This is a genomic window from uncultured Brevundimonas sp., assembly GCF_937870815.1.
In the GTDB taxonomy this organism is placed as follows: Bacteria; Pseudomonadota; Alphaproteobacteria; order Caulobacterales; family Caulobacteraceae; genus Brevundimonas.
In genome coordinates this window covers 12,845-29,268 of record NZ_CALMZS010000187.1, presented here as the reverse complement: position 1 = coordinate 29,268, position 16,424 = coordinate 12,845, and the positions used below count along the sequence as shown (strand labels likewise).

The 16,424-nt window shown below is 71.6% G+C and carries 17 protein-coding genes and 1 tRNA gene; 7 read left to right on the top strand and 11 right to left on the bottom strand.

Annotated elements, in window-relative coordinates; genetic code table 11:
• Positions 1–311 (bottom strand): ribonucleotide-diphosphate reductase subunit beta (locus Q0588_RS12670; protein WP_298746673.1); only part of this gene is annotated, 311 nt, incomplete at its 3' end.
• A gap of 276 nt (positions 312–587) precedes the next feature.
• Positions 588–2,759 (bottom strand): ATP-binding protein, encoded by a 2,172-nt coding sequence (locus Q0588_RS12665; protein WP_298746670.1) that lies wholly within the window; start codon positions 2,757–2,759, stop codon positions 588–590.
• A gap of 142 nt (positions 2,760–2,901) precedes the next feature.
• Here Q0588_RS12665 and Q0588_RS12660 point away from each other — a divergent pair, with 142 nt between their 5' ends.
• Both Q0588_RS12660 and Q0588_RS12655 read left to right on the top strand, forming a co-directional pair.
• Complete coding sequence (locus tag Q0588_RS12660; RefSeq protein WP_298746667.1) at positions 2,902–3,678, top strand: hypothetical protein; 777 nt, start codon at positions 2,902–2,904, stop codon at positions 3,676–3,678.
• A complete protein-coding gene (locus Q0588_RS12655) occupies positions 3,662–4,459 on the top strand; it encodes a metallophosphoesterase (RefSeq protein WP_298746664.1) in 798 nt (265 codons plus the stop codon). Before Q0588_RS12660 ends, Q0588_RS12655 begins: the two co-directional genes overlap by 17 nt.
• Here Q0588_RS12655 and Q0588_RS12650 read toward each other — a convergent pair.
• The 5 genes from Q0588_RS12650 to Q0588_RS12630 form a co-directional block, all read right to left on the bottom strand.
• Positions 4,438–4,803, bottom strand: coding sequence for a VanZ family protein (locus Q0588_RS12650; protein ID WP_298746660.1), 366 nt, complete (start codon positions 4,801–4,803; stop codon positions 4,438–4,440). The two genes, Q0588_RS12655 and Q0588_RS12650, sit on opposite strands and share 22 nt — an antisense overlap.
• A 35-nt stretch (positions 4,804–4,838) precedes the next feature.
• Entirely contained in the window at positions 4,839–5,402 is a 564-nt protein-coding gene (locus Q0588_RS12645; RefSeq protein ID WP_298746657.1) for a TMEM165/GDT1 family protein, read from the bottom strand.
• Between the two features lie 397 nt (positions 5,403–5,799).
• Positions 5,800–6,150 carry a hypothetical protein gene (locus Q0588_RS12640; protein ID WP_298746655.1) on the bottom strand — a complete coding sequence of 117 codons (351 nt, stop codon included), beginning with the start codon at positions 6,148–6,150 and terminating at the stop codon, positions 5,800–5,802.
• Between the two features lie 2 nt (positions 6,151–6,152).
• On the bottom strand, positions 6,153–6,755 hold the full coding sequence (gene phaR, locus Q0588_RS12635; protein ID WP_298746652.1) for a polyhydroxyalkanoate synthesis repressor PhaR: 603 nt from the start codon (positions 6,753–6,755) through the stop codon (positions 6,153–6,155).
• 57 nt (positions 6,756–6,812) lie between these two features.
• The gene (locus Q0588_RS12630; RefSeq protein WP_298746676.1) at positions 6,813–7,526 is read right to left on the bottom strand and encodes a hemolysin III family protein; all 714 of its coding nucleotides are present in this window, start codon (positions 7,524–7,526) and stop codon (positions 6,813–6,815) included.
• A gap of 181 nt (positions 7,527–7,707) precedes the next feature.
• Between Q0588_RS12630 and Q0588_RS12625 the strand changes: the two genes are divergently transcribed.
• A complete protein-coding gene (locus tag Q0588_RS12625) occupies positions 7,708–8,886 on the top strand; it encodes an acetyl-CoA C-acetyltransferase (RefSeq protein ID WP_298746649.1) in 1,179 nt (392 codons plus the stop codon).
• A gap of 19 nt (positions 8,887–8,905) precedes the next feature.
• On the opposite strand, the gene ppa is transcribed toward Q0588_RS12625, so the two are convergent.
• Positions 8,906–9,469: an inorganic diphosphatase gene (gene ppa / locus Q0588_RS12620; protein WP_298746646.1), complete on the bottom strand. Its 564-nt coding sequence runs from the start codon at positions 9,467–9,469 to the stop codon at positions 8,906–8,908.
• Between the two features lie 134 nt (positions 9,470–9,603).
• Here ppa and Q0588_RS12615 point away from each other — a divergent pair, with 134 nt between their 5' ends.
• Positions 9,604–10,302 (top strand): DUF599 family protein, encoded by a 699-nt coding sequence (locus tag Q0588_RS12615; protein ID WP_298746644.1) that lies wholly within the window; start codon positions 9,604–9,606, stop codon positions 10,300–10,302.
• Between the two features lie 202 nt (positions 10,303–10,504).
• Here Q0588_RS12615 and Q0588_RS12610 read toward each other — a convergent pair whose 3' ends face one another.
• Entirely contained in the window at positions 10,505–11,380 is an 876-nt protein-coding gene (locus Q0588_RS12610) for an N-formylglutamate amidohydrolase (RefSeq protein WP_298746641.1), read from the bottom strand.
• 136 nt (positions 11,381–11,516) lie between these two features.
• Between Q0588_RS12610 and cpdR the strand changes: the two genes are divergently transcribed.
• The 3 genes from cpdR (at position 11,517) to Q0588_RS12595 (ending at position 13,354) form a co-directional block, all read left to right on the top strand.
• Complete coding sequence (gene cpdR / locus Q0588_RS12605; RefSeq protein ID WP_056616494.1) at positions 11,517–11,873, top strand: cell cycle two-component system response regulator CpdR; 357 nt, start codon at positions 11,517–11,519, stop codon at positions 11,871–11,873.
• A gap of 119 nt (positions 11,874–11,992) precedes the next feature.
• Positions 11,993–12,067 (top strand) — tRNA-Val (locus Q0588_RS12600).
• 168 nt (positions 12,068–12,235) lie between these two features.
• On the top strand, positions 12,236–13,354 hold the full coding sequence (locus Q0588_RS12595; RefSeq protein WP_298746635.1) for a Fic family protein: 1,119 nt from the start codon (positions 12,236–12,238) through the stop codon (positions 13,352–13,354).
• Between the two features lie 111 nt (positions 13,355–13,465).
• Here Q0588_RS12595 and Q0588_RS12590 read toward each other — a convergent pair whose 3' ends face one another.
• Positions 13,466–14,536 (bottom strand): copper resistance protein B, encoded by a 1,071-nt coding sequence (locus tag Q0588_RS12590; protein ID WP_298746633.1) that lies wholly within the window; start codon positions 14,534–14,536, stop codon positions 13,466–13,468.
• On the bottom strand, positions 14,533–16,350 hold the full coding sequence (locus Q0588_RS12585; protein ID WP_298746630.1) for a copper resistance system multicopper oxidase: 1,818 nt from the start codon (positions 16,348–16,350) through the stop codon (positions 14,533–14,535). Before Q0588_RS12585 ends, Q0588_RS12590 begins: the two co-directional genes overlap by 4 nt.
• Positions 16,351–16,424 lie beyond the last annotated feature (74 nt).

Genomic DNA, 16,424 nt, shown 5'->3' with positions numbered 1-16,424 from the left:
GAGGCCAGCATCATCTTGACCTCGGTCGGTTTGAACACCCGACCGTAGCGCTCCATGTAGTTGTCCTGGACCTCGATGTCGGCCTGGGTGAAGAAGCGGAAGATCTGGGTCAGCAGATTGCGTTCCGACGGCGTCAGATTGGCCGCCCAGTCCTTGCAGTCCTCGCCCAGCGGCACCTCCTCGGGCATCCAGTGGACCTGCTGCTGCTTCTTCCACATGTCGAAGGCCCACGGATAGCGGAACGGCTTGTAGGCGGCCGAGGCGGTCAGCAGGCCGGCGGTCGGGGCGGTGACGGGGGCGTGCGCGTTCATTGAGGCAACTCTGTCGGCGAATCCGGAAGGTGGTCGCAACCATGCGACTCCGGGGACCGTTCGCCAAGCCGGAATGCGGCTATATTGCGATCACATTTTCCGCGACCGCTAGATGTGGTAGGTGGCGACGAAGCTTCCGGGGAGAAGCCGGGGACGAGGCGGACGTCCGAACGGCGGCGTTTCGCGGCTTCCCGGGGCCGGTCCCGCCGGTCCCGGGGATCGCGGAGCGCGGCAGGAAGGTTCGGGGCCCGGGGCCGCCGTCGCCGCCCGCCCCTCTCAGGCCGCTTCGGCCGGCGCGGCGGCGGGGGGCAGGTCGCCGGCGAGGGCGCGGGAGACGATGGCGAACAGGGCGGCCTGGCTGACCGGCTTGGCCAGATGGCCGTTCATGCCGGCGGCGAGGCAGCGGGCCACGTCCTCGGGCATGGCGTCGGCGGTCATGGCCACGATGGGCGCCTCGGCCGAGGCGCCGGGCAGGGCGCGGATGCGGCGGGTGGCCTCCAGCCCGTCCATGCGCGGCATGCGCACGTCCATCAGGGCCAGGTCGATGGCGGCCCCGGCCCCGGCGGCGGCGGCGACCGCCTCATGGCCGTCGCAGGCCTCGATGACTTCGCAGCCGAAGGCCTGGAGCATGATGCGGGCGACCTCGCGATTGACCGGATGGTCGTCGACGACCAGCACCCGGGGCGGGGGCCCGGGCGTCGCCGCCGCGCCGAAGCCGGCCCCGGGTTCGGGGGCCGCCGCCGCCGGCGCGGGCGTCTCCACGGCCGCGTCCGGCGCGCGGCTCAGCGGCAGGTGCAGGGTGAAGGTCGAGCCCTCGCCCGGACGGCTGTCGACCTCGACGCGGCCGCCCAGCCGGTGGGCGTGGCGCGCCACCAGGGCCAGGCCCAGGCCCGCCCCCTCGTGCAGCCGGCTGGTCGAGGCGTCGGCCTGGGAGAAGGCCTCGAAAAGCTGGGCGTGGTGGGCCGGCTCGATGCCGCAGCCGGTGTCGGAGACGCGGATGACGACGCCGTCGCCGGCCCGGTCGAGCCGCACCGACACCCCGCCCTCGCTGGTGAATTTGACCGCGTTTGCAATCAGCGGATGCAGGGCCTGGCGCAGGGCGCGCCGGTCGCAGTGGAAGCGTGAACGCGACGGCAGGCGGTCGTCGATGGCCAGGGTCAGGCCCAGGGCGTCGGCGGCGGCGCGGCTGGCGCCCATGGCCTCGCGGGCGACGGCGGCGAGGTCCAGCGGCTCGGGCGAGACGGCGTATTCGCCGCGCGCGAAGTCGAGGATGTCCTCGACCAGCATCAGCAGGCCGTCGCTGGACTCGCGGATCTGGCGCGCCTGGCGCACCGCCCCGGCGTCGAGGTCGGAGCGGCCGGCGAGCAGGTCGGCGAAGCCGGCCACGCCGTTCAGCGGGGTGCGCATCTCGTGGCTCATCATGGCCAGGAAGCGCGAACGGGCGGCGGCGGCGTTCTCGGCCACGCGGCGGGCCTCCTGGGCGGCGGCGGTGCGGGCGCGCAGCCGGGCCTCGAGGCGCCGGCGCTCGGTCATCACCGTGCTGAGCGGCAGGATGGTGATCACCATGGCCAGCAGGAACAGGTTGTAGCCCCCCAGCCGCCGAACCATCGGCGGTATGCTCTCCAGCCCCGGCGTCTCGGCGATGCGGCTGAGGTGAACAGGGCCGTGGCCGAGCAGGGTGGCGGCGCCGCTGACCAGGGCGAGCGCGATCAGGGCGCCGGCCGTCCAGGTCGGCGACAGCCGAAGGCCGACCAGCATCATCGGCGGCGCGACGAGGAACATCAGCGGAGCGTCGTCCTGCCAGAAGACGACGGCCGTGGCGGCGAGCATCAGCCCGAGCAGGGCGATGCTCTCGGGCCGCCCCGCCGGGGCGGCGGCCTCGAAACGGTGACGCCGCGCCAGCAGCAGCAGCACCGGCGTGACCAGCAGGAGGCCGAGCAGTTCGATGGCGATGTAGTTCTGGAGATGAAAGGCCCAGATCGCCCACGGCAGCGGCCGGAGCAGGGCGAGGACGCCCATGCCGATGAGCATCGACCCGACGGCGGCGGGGGCCGCGGCCAGCAGGGCGAAGCGGGCCAGCCGGCCCGGCCGGCGCAGGTCGAGGGCGGCGCCGCAGACCCGCCGCGCCAGCACGGCGGCGACCATGGCCGTGCCGACGTTGATCAGGGTGTTGACGAAAAGGGCGGTCCAGCCGCCGCCGCGCATGGCGTTGATCAGGACGTCCAGGGCCGCGCAGGCGGCCAGCACCGCCAGGGCGGGGCGGCGGTGCAGCTGCAGCAGGGCGGCGGTGACGACGCCGGTGGCCAGCCAGACCGTGGCGGTGCCGAACCGCGCCAACGTCCAGTAGCCCAGCCCCATGGCCAGGGCGTACAGGATCACATAGGCCCAGGCGGGCGGACCGGCGACGCGGCCCGCGTCGTGCCTGAACAGACGCCAACGACCTTGCAAACCGACCCCCTCCGGTCACTCCCGAACGGCTACCGGTAAGGCCTGACCGTAAACAAATCAGATGCATGGCGGCCGGGGCGGCAAGGAACCGGCGCGCAACCGCGACCGTTTCCAGTCCCTCGCCCCCGAGGGTCCGCAGCCCATGTCAGACACCGTCGCCGACCCGAGCTTCCACCCGCCGGAGGAGGCGGTCGCCTTCTACGAGGAGGCCCTGGGCCTGCTGCAGCAGAGCGGCATCCCGTTCCTGCTGTCCGGCACCTATGCGGTGACGGCCTATACGGGCATCCGCCGGCCGACCAAGGATCTCGACGTGTTCTGCAAGCCGGGCGACTATCCGCGCATCCTCGCCTTCTTCCAGGCGCGCGGCTACCGCACCGACGTCGAGGACGAGCGCTGGATCGCCAAGGTGTGGAAGGACGAGCATTTCTTCGACGTGATCTTCGCCATGTCGAACGGCACCATAGCGGTCAGCGACAGCTGGTTCGGCGCGGATGTGATCGAGGTCTACGGCCATGAGGTCGGGATCACCCCGCCGACGGCGCTGATCCTGTCGAAGGTCTTCATCCAGGACCGCTACCGCTACGACGGCGCGGACGTGAACCATGTGATCCTCAAACAGTCGGCGGCGATCGACTGGAAATTCCTGCTCGATCAGATGGACCTCTACTGGGAGGTGCTGATGGCCCATCTGCTCAATTTCCGCTTCGCCTATCCGACCGAGCGGGACCGGGTGCCGACCTGGCTGATGACCGAACTGACCGGGCGGCTGCACGCCCAGGTCAATCTGCCGGCGCCGCGGGTCAAGGTCTGCCGCGGGCGGCTGTTCAGCCCGCGCGACTATATCGCCGACATCACCGAATGGGGTTTCGGCGACGTCGTCGGCAAGGGCCTGGAGGAGCGGCATGAATCCACCCACTGAGGCGCCGGACGGGGCCGCCCACACCGATCCGCAGACGCCGCAGCCGGGCCTGGAGCCGGGGCCGTCGAGGCGGCTGCGCGTGGCCGCGGTCGGCGACCTGCACGTCGGCGAGGCCCACGACCGGCCGCACCGCGAGCTGTTCGACCGGGTCCATGAGGACGCCGACGTGCTGTGCCTGTGCGGCGACCTGACCAATTTCGGCAAGACGCGCGAGGTCGAAATCCTGCTGGAGGACATTCGCGGCTGCAAGATTCCGATGGTCGGGGTGCTCGGCAACCACGAGCACGAATGCGGCCAGCCGGAGGAGGTGACGCGGCTGCTGTGCGAGGCCGGGGTCAGGATGCTGACCGGCCAGGCCTGGGAGATCGACGGCGTCGGTTTCGCCGGCGGCAAGGGCTTCATCGGCGGCTTCGGCCGCTACATGCTCAGCCCGTTCGGCGAGGCCGCGATCAAGAGCTTCGTGCAGGAGGCGGTCGAGGACGCCAACCACATCGAGAACTCGATCCGTATGCTGAGGACCGAGCGGTCGGTGGTGGTGCTGCACTATTCGCCGGTGGTCGACACGGTGATGGGCGAGCCGCCGGAGATCCACGCCTTCCTCGGCTCGTCGCGGCTGGGCGAGACCATCGACCGCTACGACAACATCAGCCTGGTGGTGCACGGCCACGCCCACCGCGGCGCGCCCGAGGGCCGGACCAACAAGGGCACGCCGGTCTACAATGTGGCCCTGCCGGTGCTGAAGGCGCTGGGCGACACTCCCTACCGGGTGTTCGAGGTCTGAAACGCCTCGCGCGGGCGGAAGCCGCGCCACAGGGCCCACAAGGCCAGGGCCGAGGCCACGCCGAGGATGTCGGCGAGAAGATCGCCCCAGCTCGGGTCGCGGCCGGTGAATTGCTGGACGATCTCGACAGCTCCGCCGATGGCGACCGCCGAGGCGGCCGCCCAGGTCCGACGCAGGCGCCGGAACAGGACGCCCAGGCTCCACAGGATCAGGCCGAAGGCGATGAAATGCGCCGCCTTGTCCCAGACCCGGCTGGCGGACTCGATATTCTGGTACGGCCCGATCATCAGGGCCAGCAGGACAGCCAGAACGGCCGCTGCGACGAGGCGTAGGAGAAGATGCATGAAATGTCGGGCTTTCCGGGAGGTGGGCTCTTCTATCAGCCCCGGGCCAGCACCCAAACCCCCGTCGCCGCGAAACCCGCCGCGGCGACGGCGCGGATCCATTTCAGCGGCAGCCGCCTCGCCGCCGCCTCGCCGAGCAACACCGCCGGGGCGTTGACCAGCATCATGCCCAGGGTCGATCCCGCGACGACCAGCGGCAGGGACTGGAACCGGGCGGCGAGGACGGCGGTGGCGACCTGGGTCTTGTCGCCCATCTCGATGACGAAGAAGGCGGCGGTGGTGGTCCAGAACACGCCGGAGAAGGTCTTTTCGGTGGTGTCCGGCGCCTCCTCGAAGCGGTCGGGGACCAGGGCCCAGACGGCGAAGCCGAGGAAGGCCAGGCCGACGGCCCAGCGCACCCACTCGCCCTCCATGAAATGCCCCAGCACCGTGCCGGCGAGGGCGGCGAAGGCGTGGTTGGCCAGGGTGGCGGCGAGAATACCGAGCAGGATCGGCAGCGGCCGCCGCCACGCCGCGGCCAGCACGATGGCCAGCAGCATGGTCTTGTCGCCGATCTCCGCGAGGGAGACGAGGCCGGTGGAGATCAGGAAGGCGTTCAAATCGTCTTCGTGCGCGGAGCCCCGGCGGGCGGACCTGTGGCGTTCGCAGCCGGGCTCCGCGTGGAAATCCCCTGCGAATGCCAGCGGTCTTGCCGTGCTGGCGGGGCCTGACGCTGGCGACGCGGTCGCTCGCTGCTTGAGGCCCCGAAACTTCCCGCGCCATCCTCTCCGGGAGAGGAAGCATGTTGACGCGAACCCCGCTGGAGGCGCGGGCGGCTACTCCCCGATGACGGGGCGGTCCTTAGCTTCGCGGCGACGCCGGCGCAAGGTCAGCTGAAGGCGACGAAGATCAGGGCGACGACGGCGACGTCGACGGTGCGGGCGAGGAAGGTCAGCATGGCGGCGGTCCCGGACGGAGGCGTTCGGGCCTTCCGTCAGCAAAAACCGTGCCGGACGTTCAGACGTCGGTGTCGCGGGCCTTGCCCGGCTTCGGCCGCCGCTCGGCGGCGCCGGAATACGCATTCCCCAGATAGGCCGAGCGGGCCGCGTCCAGCACCGGCGGGCCGCCCTTGAGGCCGCGCCTCTGGCCGGTCTGGCCGATCATCTGGGCGGCGAAGGCGGCGGCCGAGGCGTCGGAGGCCGGCGCGGGGGCAGGTCTTGCCGGGGCCCCGGCGGGTTCGGCGGGGAAGTCGGCCGGAACGAGGGCGCGGGAGGCCGAGGCGGCCCGGCGTTCGGCGGCGCGGCGGTCGCGCTCGCGGCGCTCGTCGCGGCGCTGGACCGGGCCGACGGGGCGGACGTCGTCGGCCATGCTCAGCCGGCCTTGCCGGGGGCGCGGGAGAGCTTGTCGAGCCGGTCCCGCATCTCGTCCATCTGGCGGCGCATTTCGGCCAGGGGATCGGCGTCGGCCGGTTCGGGCGGCGGCGACGCGGCCGGGCGCGCCATCCCGGCGGGGCCGAAGCCCGGCCACATCTTCATGGCCTCGGCGAACATGGCCATGTTGCGCTTGACCGCCTCGTCGATCAGGCCGACGCCGGGCGCGGCCCCGAAGGCCTTGGAGAACTGGCCGCGCATCTGCTCCTGCTGGCGGCTGAAGCTATCGAGCGACATCTCCAGATAGCTGGGCAGCACCCCCTGCATCTGGCCGCCGTAGAAGCCGATCAGCTGGCGCAGGAACTGGACCGGCAGCAGGGCCTCGCCGCGGCTCTCCTCCTCGAAGATGATCTGGGTCAGTATCTGGCGGGTCAGGTCGTCGTTGGTCTTGGCGTCGTAGACCACGAAATCGACCCCGTCGCGCACCATGCGGGCGAGGTCCTCAAGCGTGACATAGGCGGAGGTGGCGGTGTTGTAGAGCCGCCGGTTGGCGTATTTCTTGATGACGACGGTGTCGCCGGCTCCGGGCTTCTTGTCGGCCACGCGCGGTCCCCGATCCTGTTGCAATGCCGCACTATGCTGCGCCGCGCACGCGAATGTCTAGCCGAGCGCCGCGGGGGCCAGGACCACGCCGACCAGCACCGCCGCCCAGTGGGTCATGGCGCCGGTGACGACGAAGGCGTGCCAGATGGCCCGCCGGAACTTCACCCGGGGGCTGATGAAGACGAACACCCCGGCGGTGTAGATCAGGCCGCCGGCGACCAGCAGGGCCAAGGCGATCGGGTGGACGGTCTCGATCATCGGCTTGAGCGCCAGCACCGCCAGCCAGCCGAAGCCGATGTAGACCGCGCTCCAGAAGGCGTCCGAGAGGCGCGGCGCGATCAGCTTGACGAAGACGCCGCCCAGGGCCACGGCCCAGACCAGCAGGGTGAAGCCGACCGACCAGGCGCCCTCGAAACGCTGGGTGGTGAAGGGGGTGTAGCTGCCGGCGATCATCAGGAAGATGGCGGCCTCGTCCATGCGGCGCAGGATCGGGCGGGCGGCGCAGGGCCGGGTCTGGTTGTAGATGGTCGAGACCGTCAGCATGACGATCAGGCACAGGGCGTAGGCGGCCGTGGCCACGACCGCGCCGACGCCGGAATACAGCGCCGCCAGCACCGCCAGGACGACGCCCCCGACCGCGGCCAGGGTCAGGCCGACGACGTGAACGACCAGGTCGGCGGTCCTTTCGGCCGGCGTGCGGTAGTGCTCGATCATGTCGAGCTCGTCGGGAACGCAGACCCGGCCGAGAATCGTCTTCATCCGCTTGAGCATGGCCCCATCAAGCCCTTGGCTCCGTTTTTCGTTCCCCGCAGCATGGGCGGCGGCGATGACCATCGGCTGAACAGCCGCGACGAGGGTGACGAAAGGCGCGGGATGCGGCAGAAACGGCACGAATTGTTTCCCGCGGCCTAACGCCTCCCCGTCGCAGCGCCGCCTTCCGAGGTTCGTTCAAATGTCTGTCGAAGTGGTCATCGTCTCCGCGGCGCGCACGCCGGTCGGATCGTTTCTCGGCGCCCTGTCCGGCCTGCCCGCGTCGAAGCTCGGCGAGGTCGCCATCCGGGCGGCGCTGGAACGGGCCGGCGTCGGCGCCGAGGAGGTCGACGAGGTCATCCTCGGCCATGTGCTGCAGGCGGCGGCGGGCCAGGGGCCGGCGCGCCAGGCCGCCATGGGGGCGGGCGTCCCGCAGGAGGTCCCGGCCTGGAGCCTGAACCAGATCTGCGGCTCCGGCCTGCGGGCGGTGGCGGTCGCCGCCCAGCAGATCGCCCTCGGCGAGGCGCGCATCGTCGTCGCCGGCGGCCAGGAGAGCATGAGCCAGGCGCCGCACGCCCAGCACCTGCGGACGGGTCACAAAATGGGCGACCTGGCCTTCGTCGACACCATGATCCGCGACGGCCTGTGGGACGCGTTCAACGGCTATCACATGGGCCAGACGGCCGAGAACGTCGCCGAGCGCTTCGGCATCGGCCGGGGAGAGCAGGACGCCTTCGCCGTGGCCAGCCAGCACAGGGCCGAGGCGGCCCAGAAGGCCGGGCGGTTCGACGCCGAGATCGCGCCGGTGACCGTGGCCTCGAGGAAGGGCGACACCATCGTCGACCGCGACGAATACATCCGCCACGGCGCCACGCTGGAGGCCATGGCCTCGCTGCGCCCGGCCTTCTCGAAGGAGGGCACGGTGACGGCCGCCAACGCCTCGGGGCTCAACGACGGCGCCGCGGCCCTGGTGCTGATGGGCGCCGACCAGGCCCGGGCCCGCGGGCTGGAGCCGCTGGCCCGCATCGCCGCCGCGGCCACGGCCGGCGTCGACCCGGCGCTGATGGGCACGGGCCCGATCCCGGCCTCGCGCAAGGCGCTCGAAAGGGCCGGCTGGAGCGTCGCCGACCTCGATCTGGCGGAGTCGAACGAGGCCTTCGCGGCGCAGTCGCTCTGTGTACTGAGGGAGCTCGGACTGGACCCGGACAAGGTCAATGTGAACGGCGGCGCCATCGCCATCGGACATCCGATCGGGGCTTCGGGGGCCCGCATCCTGACCACCCTGCTGCACGAGATGAAGCGGCGCGACGCCCGCCGCGGCCTGGCCACCCTGTGCATCGGCGGCGGCATGGGCGTGGCGATGTGCGTCGAACGGCCCTGACGCGGCCGCCCGGCGCGGCTCAGGCGGCGTCGGCGGAGCCGGCGGCGGCCTTCAGCCTGTCCTGGTGCGCGCGCATGCCGGCGGCGATCAGTTCGGCCGCCTCGCCGGCGTCGCCCCAGCCCTTGACCGTGACCGCCTTGCCCTTCTCCAGATCCTTGTAGCGGGTGAAGAAATGCTCGATCTGCTCGACCAGTATGGCCGGCAGCTGACGGTAGCTGGCGATGTCGGTGTAATAGGGGTTCAGCTTGTCGACCGGCACGGCCAGGATCTTCTCGTCCCCGCCGGCCTCGTCCGCCATCTTCAGCACCCCGATCGGACGTGAGCGGATGATGCAGCCGGGCACCACGGGCGTCGGATTCAGCACGATGACGTCGCAGGGGTCGCCGTCGTCCGACAGGGTGTGCGGAATGAAGCCGTAGTTGCCCGGATAGTACATGGCGGTGTGCAGGAAGCGGTCGACGAACAGCGCCCCGGAGGCCTTGTCCATCTCGTATTTGACCGGCAGGCCGCCCTGCGGGATCTCGATGACCACGTTGACGTCCCAGGGCGGGTTGGGGCCGGCGGGGATGGCGTCGATGTTCATGACGGACTCGCCTATGGTGCAGTGCGGTACGGGGAGGCCGGGGTGATAGGCGCGCAAGACGCCCGACGCAAGGCGGACTTGCCCCGGCCGGTTCCCGGGGCCACGACGGCGAGCAGGAGCGAATTGGAGCGGTCATGACCATCCCCGACGGCCTGGCGCTGGCCTTCTTCCTTGTCTGCTGGCTCGGCTACGGGCCGCTTCTGGCCGGGCTGGCCCGGCGCAGCGGTTCGCTGAACGACGACATGATCGTGGTCCGGCGGGCCTGGATGAGGGTCATGACCCACCGCGAGGTGCGGATCGTCGACAGCCAGCTGATGGGCCACACCATCAACTCCGCCGGCTTCTTCGCCTCGACCAACCTGCTGCTGATCGCGGCGGTGGCCAGCGTGCTGTTCGGCGGCGACCAGGCCCTGCAGGGCCTGGCCTCGGTCGGGACGGACACGGTGCCGACCCGGATTCTCGAGGCCAGGCTGGCCCTGGTGCTGGTCTGTCTCGCCCGCGGCCTGCTCGACTTCATCTGGTCGATCCGCCAGATGAACTACGCCCTGGCGCTGATCGGGGCGGCGCCCGAGGTGGACGCCGAGGCCGATCGGCAGGCGCTCGGCGAGGCCGCGGCCGACCTGCTCAACCCGGCCCTCAGCGCCTTCAGCCAGGGCGTGCGCGGCTATTATTTCGCCCTGGCCGCGGCCGCCTGGCTGTTCGGGCCGGCGTGGCTGGGGCTGGCGGCGGCGGCGGTGTTCCTCCTGCTGGTCTGGCGTCAGGCGGCGTCGCCGGCGGCGCGCGCGGTGCGCACGGCGCGGCGGTTGCTGGAGCCGCACCTGCCGCCGCGCTGACACCGTCTCGCAAGCGCTCTGGGTTGCGACGGCCTCGGGACCGCGCTTTCCGTTACAGGGCGTGAACGCAGGTGCAAAATATCCGGTTGACGCGTTGTGCGCTGCACACTAGATTGATTTTCGACGCCTCGCGGCGTCATGCCCTTCCTGGGCGTTTCCTCCCTATAGACTTTCCAAGCCGCGCCCTCGGGCGCGGCTTTTTTTACGTCCGCGCCAGCGGTTCGTGGCCGGCCAGCAGGGCGGCGATGACCCGGGCCGTCCCGGCGGCGCAGCGCGGCCATCCGCGGCCGGGCCTCAGCGTCGCCTCGTCCAGATACAGGGCCCGGTTCAGCTCGATCTGCACGGCGTGGAAGCCCTCGGCCGGCCGGCCCCAGCGCTGGGTCGTCCAGCCCCCGGAATAGGGCTGGTTCAGCGCCACCCGCCAGCCCAGCGCCTCGAAGGCGCGCCGCAGCCGCCGGGTCAGGTCGGCGGCGCAGGCGGCCCCGTGCCGGTCGCCGAGCACCACGTCCGGCCCGCGCGCCCCGCCGGCCCCCTGGGCGGCCCGCGCCGGCATCGAATGCCAATCGATGAGCACCGCCTCGCCGTGCCGCGCGCGGGCCTCGCGCATCAGCCGCTCGAGGGCGGCGTGATAGGGCGCGTGGGCGCGGGCGATGCGGGCCGCCGCCTCCTCGCGGCCCAGCCGCCGGTCATAGAGCGGCCGGCCGTCGCCGGTCAGGCGCGGAATGACGCCGTAGCCCGCCCCGGCCCGCGGCGAGGCGGTCCGCCCCTCGAGGCCGTCGATCAGGGCCGGGTCGAGATCCTCCGGGTCCCGGTTCAGGTCGACGTAGGCGCGGCCGAACCGGCCCAGCAGCAGGGCCGCGCCGGCCGCCGGCCCAGGCGCGACCAGCCGGTCGACGAGGGCGTCCTCGGCGCTGCGCAGACTGGCCGGATCGAGTCCGGCCGCCGCGCCCATGTCGGCCGGATAGAGGTCGCCCGAATGCGGCGAGGCGAAGACGAACGGTCCGGGCGTCGCCGGCGCGACCAGGGCGAAGGCGGCCTCGCCCGCGCCGTGATCCGCCTCCTGTCCGCTGTCCCGCATGGCCGACCCATAGCGTGTTTCGGCGATCGATCCACAGGTTCGCGCGCCCGGGCCGCTTCGCCGTATCGGGGATTTTCATGGCGGGTTTACCGATCGCGTCGTAGCGTTCCGGCTGACAAGACGGGGCATTATCTTCATGGCGCGCATTCTCCTGGCCGAGGACGATCATTCGCTTCGGGGCTTCCTGACGCGGGCGCTCGAGCGGGCCGGCCATTCGGTGGTCGACTGCGAGAACGGCGACGACGCCATCGACGCGCTCGACCAGGGTCCCTGGGACCTGCTGCTGACCGACATCGTCATGCCCGGGGCCGACGGCATCGAGGTGGCCCGCGTCGCCGCGGCGCGCCAGCCGGGCATCCGGATCATGTTCATCACCGGCTTCGCCGCCGTCGCCCTGTCGGCGGCCCAGGCCAGCCCCCAGGCCAAGGTGCTGTCCAAGCCGGTGCATCTGCGCGACCTGGTCGGCGAGGTCGAGCGGATGGTGGCGGCCTAGCCGGCGAGTCGCGCCGCGCCGGGTCGGCGCGGCCCGCCAATATGGCCCTTGCGGGAGCCGAGGCCGCCGGGTTATAGACCGCGCCTTCCCGTCCCCGGGCGCCCGGGGACCGTCAAGGCGGACGCGTAGCTCAGCGGGAGAGCACTACGTTGACATCGTAGGGGTCACAGGTTCAATCCCTGTCGCGTCCACCATTCTTTTCAATGACTTGATGGCGATCAGGCCCACTGCAGGTCGGGCCCTCGCCCATGATTGGCCCGGGAAACGTCCCTGCGGCGAATTTCGCACCTGATCACCGCAATTCATGCGGTGATCGCCCCCGCGGCGATTGTGGCCCATATTCTCCGCAAGAGATGCGGTGAATGGCCGAATACATCCATGAGCAGGACGCCTGGCCCCGGTTCGAGTGGCGCATGGACGCGCTCGCCGACCGCCTGGCCGCCGTGCGCCATCGGCAGGGCCGGTTGCTCGGCCGGATGCAGGGTCTGGGCTTCGACCTGCGCGCCGAGGCCGTGCTGGCCACCCTGACCGAGGACGTCCTCAGGTCCAGCGAGATCGAGGGCGAGGTGCTGGACAAGGACCAGGTCCGCTCCTCCATCGCCCGCCGCCTGGGCCTGGACATCGCCGCCCCGACGCCGGCGGACCGCCACGTCGACGGCGTGGTCGAGATGATGCTGGACGCCACCCAGCGCTATGAAGAGCCCCTGACCCGCGAGCGCCTGTTCGACTGGCACGCCGCCCTGTTCCCCACCGGCCGCAGCGGCATGACCAGGATCGTCGTCGGCGGCTGGCGAACCGAGGCCCCGGGCCCGATGCGGGTCGTGTCCGGCCCGGTCGGTCGTGAGCGGGTGCATTTCGAGGCGCCGGAGGCCGACCGGCTCGACGCCGGGATGGACGCCTTCCTCACCTGGTTCAATGCGCCGGCCGCGACCGACCCGGTGCTGAAGGCGGCCATCGCCCACCTGTGGTTCGTGACCATCCACCCGTTCGACGACGGCAATGGTCGCATCGCCCGCGCCATCGCCGACATGGCCCTGGCCCGGTCCGAGGGCAGCCCGCAGCGCTTCTACAGCATGTCGGCGCAGATCAGGACGGTGCGGCAGGCCTATTACGCCATGCTGGAACGGACCCAGAAGGGCGACCTCGACGTCACCGCCTGGCTGGAGTGGTTCCTCGCCGGCCTCGACGGCGCTTTCGACGGCGCCGAGACCATCCTCGGCGCCGTCATGCGCAAGGCCCGCTTCTGGGAAGCCCTCGCGGGGCAGGCCTTGAGCGAGCGCCAGACGAAGGTGGTGAACCGGCTGCTGGATGGGTTCGAGGGCAAGCTGACCACCTCGAAATGGGCCGCCCTTGTCAAGACCTCGACCGACACCGCCCTGCGCGATATCACCGATCTGGTCGAGCGCGGCGTCCTCGTCAGGGACGCGGGCGGCGGCCGGAGCACCACCTACTCACTGGTGGAGCCGGCGGAAGGCCTGTAGGGAAGCGGCGAACCCGGGCTCTCCGCTGTTGCGGCGGCCCGGCGCCTTGCGCGCGTTTTCCATATGATCCGGTAGACGCCGACCTCGGGGCCGCCCCGCGGCGGCGTTCGATCAGAACCAGGCCCTGAGGCCGACGACGAGACGGAGGTCCTCGGCCTCGCCTCCGCGCGCCTCGAGGGCCTCGGCGGCCGCGCCGAAGGCCCGGCTCCATTCGACCCCGGCGTAGGGGGCGAACTCCCTGCGGACTTCATAGCGCAGGCGCAGGCCGGCCTCGACCGAGGACAGGCCGGAGCCGAGGCCCAGTTCGGGGCTGTCGCCGGCGGACAGCTCGATCCCGAGGCGCGGCTGGAGGATCCATCGCTGGGTGATGCGCTGGTCGTATTCGGCCTCGACGCGGGCGGTCAGGTCGCCGTCGGTCGACAGGAAGGCGGCGGCGTCGACCTCCCACCAGTGGGGCGCCAGCCCCTGCACGCCGATCACCAGATGGGTGGCGTCGGGGCCGTCCGCCCGGATGTCCTGCCGCAGCCCGGCCTGGACGTCCCAGAACGGCGCCACGGCGCGGCTGTAGAGGGCCTGCAGCGCGGCCTCCTCGACGTCGCCGCCCTCGCCGTCGCCCTCGGACTTCCACCAGAAGCGGTTGATGTCGCCGCCGCTCCAGCCCTGGGCGTCCCAGAGCCAGGCGTCGCCGGAGTCGCCGAAGCTCGCCTCGAGGCGATCGACGATGACGGCCGTGGTGCGGATATCGCCGTGTTCGGCCCGCACGATCCGGCGCGAGGCGGCCATGGCCTCGGGGCCGAAGACGAGGTCCGCGGCATGGACCGGTCCGCCGAAGGCCGCGGCCGGAGCCGGCGGCTCGGCGGGCCGGCCCGGGTCGTCGGCGCTGGTCGGCGCATCCGGCGGGCCCCCGGCCGTCGCCGCCGGCCCGTGGCCGGCGTGGGGATCGGCGTCCGGCGGCCGCTGACCGGCGTCAGGGTCCTGGGCGGCCGGGGTCGGGGGAGCCGGCATGGCATGGCCCGCATGCGGATCCTGGACCGGGGCGGGGGCCGGAGCCGGGGCTGGAGTCGGGGCTGGAGTCGGGGCCGGGCGCGGCATGACATGGCCGGCGTGCGGGTCCTGGGCCAGGGCGCCGTGCGGGGCGGCGGCGACGGCCAGCGGCGCGAGGAGCAGGGCGAACCGGATCACTGTGCGCCCCCTTCCATCGGCCGCACCGTGACCACGTTGAACATGCCGGCGTGCATATGCAGCAGCAAATGGCAGTGGAAGGCCCAGTCGCCGGGGTTGTCCGCGGTCAGGTCGAAGGTGACCTTGCCGCCGGGGGCCACATTGACGGTGTGCTTGAGGGGCTGATGCCCGGCCGGCCCGCCGGTGACCAGTTCGAAGAAATGGCCGTGCAGGTGGATGGGGTGGGCCATCATGGTGTCGTTGACCAGGGTGACGCGGACCCGTTCGTCGCGCCCGAAACGGATGGGCTCGACCAGTTCGCTGAATTTGCGGCCGTCGAACCCCCACATGAACCGCTCCATATTGCCGGTCAGGTGGATCTCCATGGTCCGCGACGGCGGACGCCGGTCCCGGTTCGGCCGCAGCGAGACCAGGTCGGTGTAGACCAGCACCCGGTGCGGGACCCGCTCCAGCCCGGTCGGCCGCTCGCCCATGCGGTTGGCGGGATCCATGGCGACCATGTCCACGCCGACGCCCACGGCCATGTCCGGCGGCGCGTTTTCGGGGTCGCGCATGTCCATGCCGGCCATCGACATCGCCGCCCCGCCCCCGGCCGCCTCGCCCCCGCCCCCGGCCGCCGCGGCGCCGTGATCCATGCCGGCCATGGCCCCGTGGTCCATTCCGGCCGCGCCGGCCGCGCCGCCGTGGTCCATGCCGCCCATGCCCATGTCGCGCATGGTCAGGGTCGGGACCTCGCGCAGCGGCGGGACCTCGGCCGTCATGCCCAGGCGCGGCGCCAGGGTGGCGCGGCCCATGCCCGAGCGGTCGATGGCCTCGGAGACGATGGTGTAGGCCCGGTCCCCGGTCGGGCGGACGATCACGTCATAGGTCTCGGCGACGGAGATCTGGAATTCGTCGACCTCGACCGGGCGCACGTTCTCGCCGTCGGCCTGGACCACGGTCATGGCCAGGCTGGGAATGCGGACGTTGAAGATCGACATGGCCGAGGCGTTGATGATGCGCAGCCGCACCCGCTCGCCGGGCCGGAACAGTCCCGTCCAGTTCTCCTGCGGGCCGTGGCCGTTGATCAGATAGGTGTAGGTCGAGCCGGTGACGTCGAGGATGTCGCGCGGGTCCATCCGCATCCCGCCCCACATCCGGCGCTCCTCGAGACTGACGCCGTCGCTGCCGTCCAGCAGGCCCGCCAGGGTGGTGCGTTGCCGGTTGAAATAGCCCGGGCTCTTCTTGAGCTTGTCGAGGATCTGGTGCGGGTGCATGAAGCTCCAGTCCGACAGGACCAGCACATGCTCGCGGTCGTAGCCGACCGGGTCCGCCCCGGCCGGGTCGATGACGATCGGGCCGTAGTGGCCGAGCGCCTCCTGCAGGCCCGAATGGCTGTGGTACCAGAAGGTGCCCGACTGCCGGATCGGGAATTCGTAGACGAAGGTCTCGCCCGCCCGGATGCCGGGGAAGCTGACCCCGGGCACGCCGTCCATCTGGAACGGCACCAGCAGGCCGTGCCAGTGGATGGAGGTGTCCTCCTCGAGCCGGTTGGTCACCGACAGGCGGACGTCCTGGCCTTCGCGGAGGCGCAGCAGGGGGGCCGGCAGCATGCCGTTGATGGTCACCGCATGGCCGGTGCGGCCGCCCACGCTGAACGGCGAATGTCCGACGGTCAGGCCGATGTCGGGGCCGGTCAGGGTCGGCAGGTCGGCGCGCAGGCCCGGCGATCCCGTCTGCGCCCAGGCGGGCAGCAGGCCCTGCAGCCCCAACAGCCCTCCGCCGGCGGCGGCCCCGCGGAGAAGCGTTCGGCGGTCGAGGCGTGGAGTCGGCATCGGCGAGCGTTCCCTGATCGGCTGTCCGGCGCTTCAATATAGGAATCCGGGCGGCGCACCACCTTGCGGCGCGA

Bases quoted from the DNA above. Each gene is read 5' to 3' on its own strand.
- Q0588_RS12660 (WP_298746667.1), top strand. From the start codon at position 2,902: ATGTCAGACACCGTCGCCGACCCGAGCTTCCACCCGCCGGAGGAGGCG.
- Q0588_RS12655 (WP_298746664.1), top strand. From the start codon at position 3,662: ATGAATCCACCCACTGAGGCGCCGGACGGGGCCGCCCACACCGATCCG.
- Q0588_RS12650 (WP_298746660.1), bottom strand. From the start codon at position 4,803: ATGCATCTTCTCCTACGCCTCGTCGCAGCGGCCGTTCTGGCTGTCCTG.
- Q0588_RS12640 (WP_298746655.1), bottom strand. From the start codon at position 6,150: ATGGCCGACGACGTCCGCCCCGTCGGCCCGGTCCAGCGCCGCGACGAG.
- Q0588_RS12630 (WP_298746676.1), bottom strand. From the start codon at position 7,526: ATGCTCAAGCGGATGAAGACGATTCTCGGCCGGGTCTGCGTTCCCGAC.
- Q0588_RS12625 (WP_298746649.1), top strand. From the start codon at position 7,708: ATGTCTGTCGAAGTGGTCATCGTCTCCGCGGCGCGCACGCCGGTCGGA.
- ppa (WP_298746646.1), bottom strand. From the start codon at position 9,469: ATGAACATCGACGCCATCCCCGCCGGCCCCAACCCGCCCTGGGACGTC.
- Q0588_RS12615 (WP_298746644.1), top strand. From the start codon at position 9,604: ATGACCATCCCCGACGGCCTGGCGCTGGCCTTCTTCCTTGTCTGCTGG.
- Q0588_RS12610 (WP_298746641.1), bottom strand. From the start codon at position 11,380: ATGCGGGACAGCGGACAGGAGGCGGATCACGGCGCGGGCGAGGCCGCC.
- cpdR (WP_056616494.1), top strand. From the start codon at position 11,517: ATGGCGCGCATTCTCCTGGCCGAGGACGATCATTCGCTTCGGGGCTTC.
- Q0588_RS12595 (WP_298746635.1), top strand. From the start codon at position 12,236: ATGGCCGAATACATCCATGAGCAGGACGCCTGGCCCCGGTTCGAGTGG.
- Q0588_RS12585 (WP_298746630.1), bottom strand. From the start codon at position 16,350: ATGCCGACTCCACGCCTCGACCGCCGAACGCTTCTCCGCGGGGCCGCC.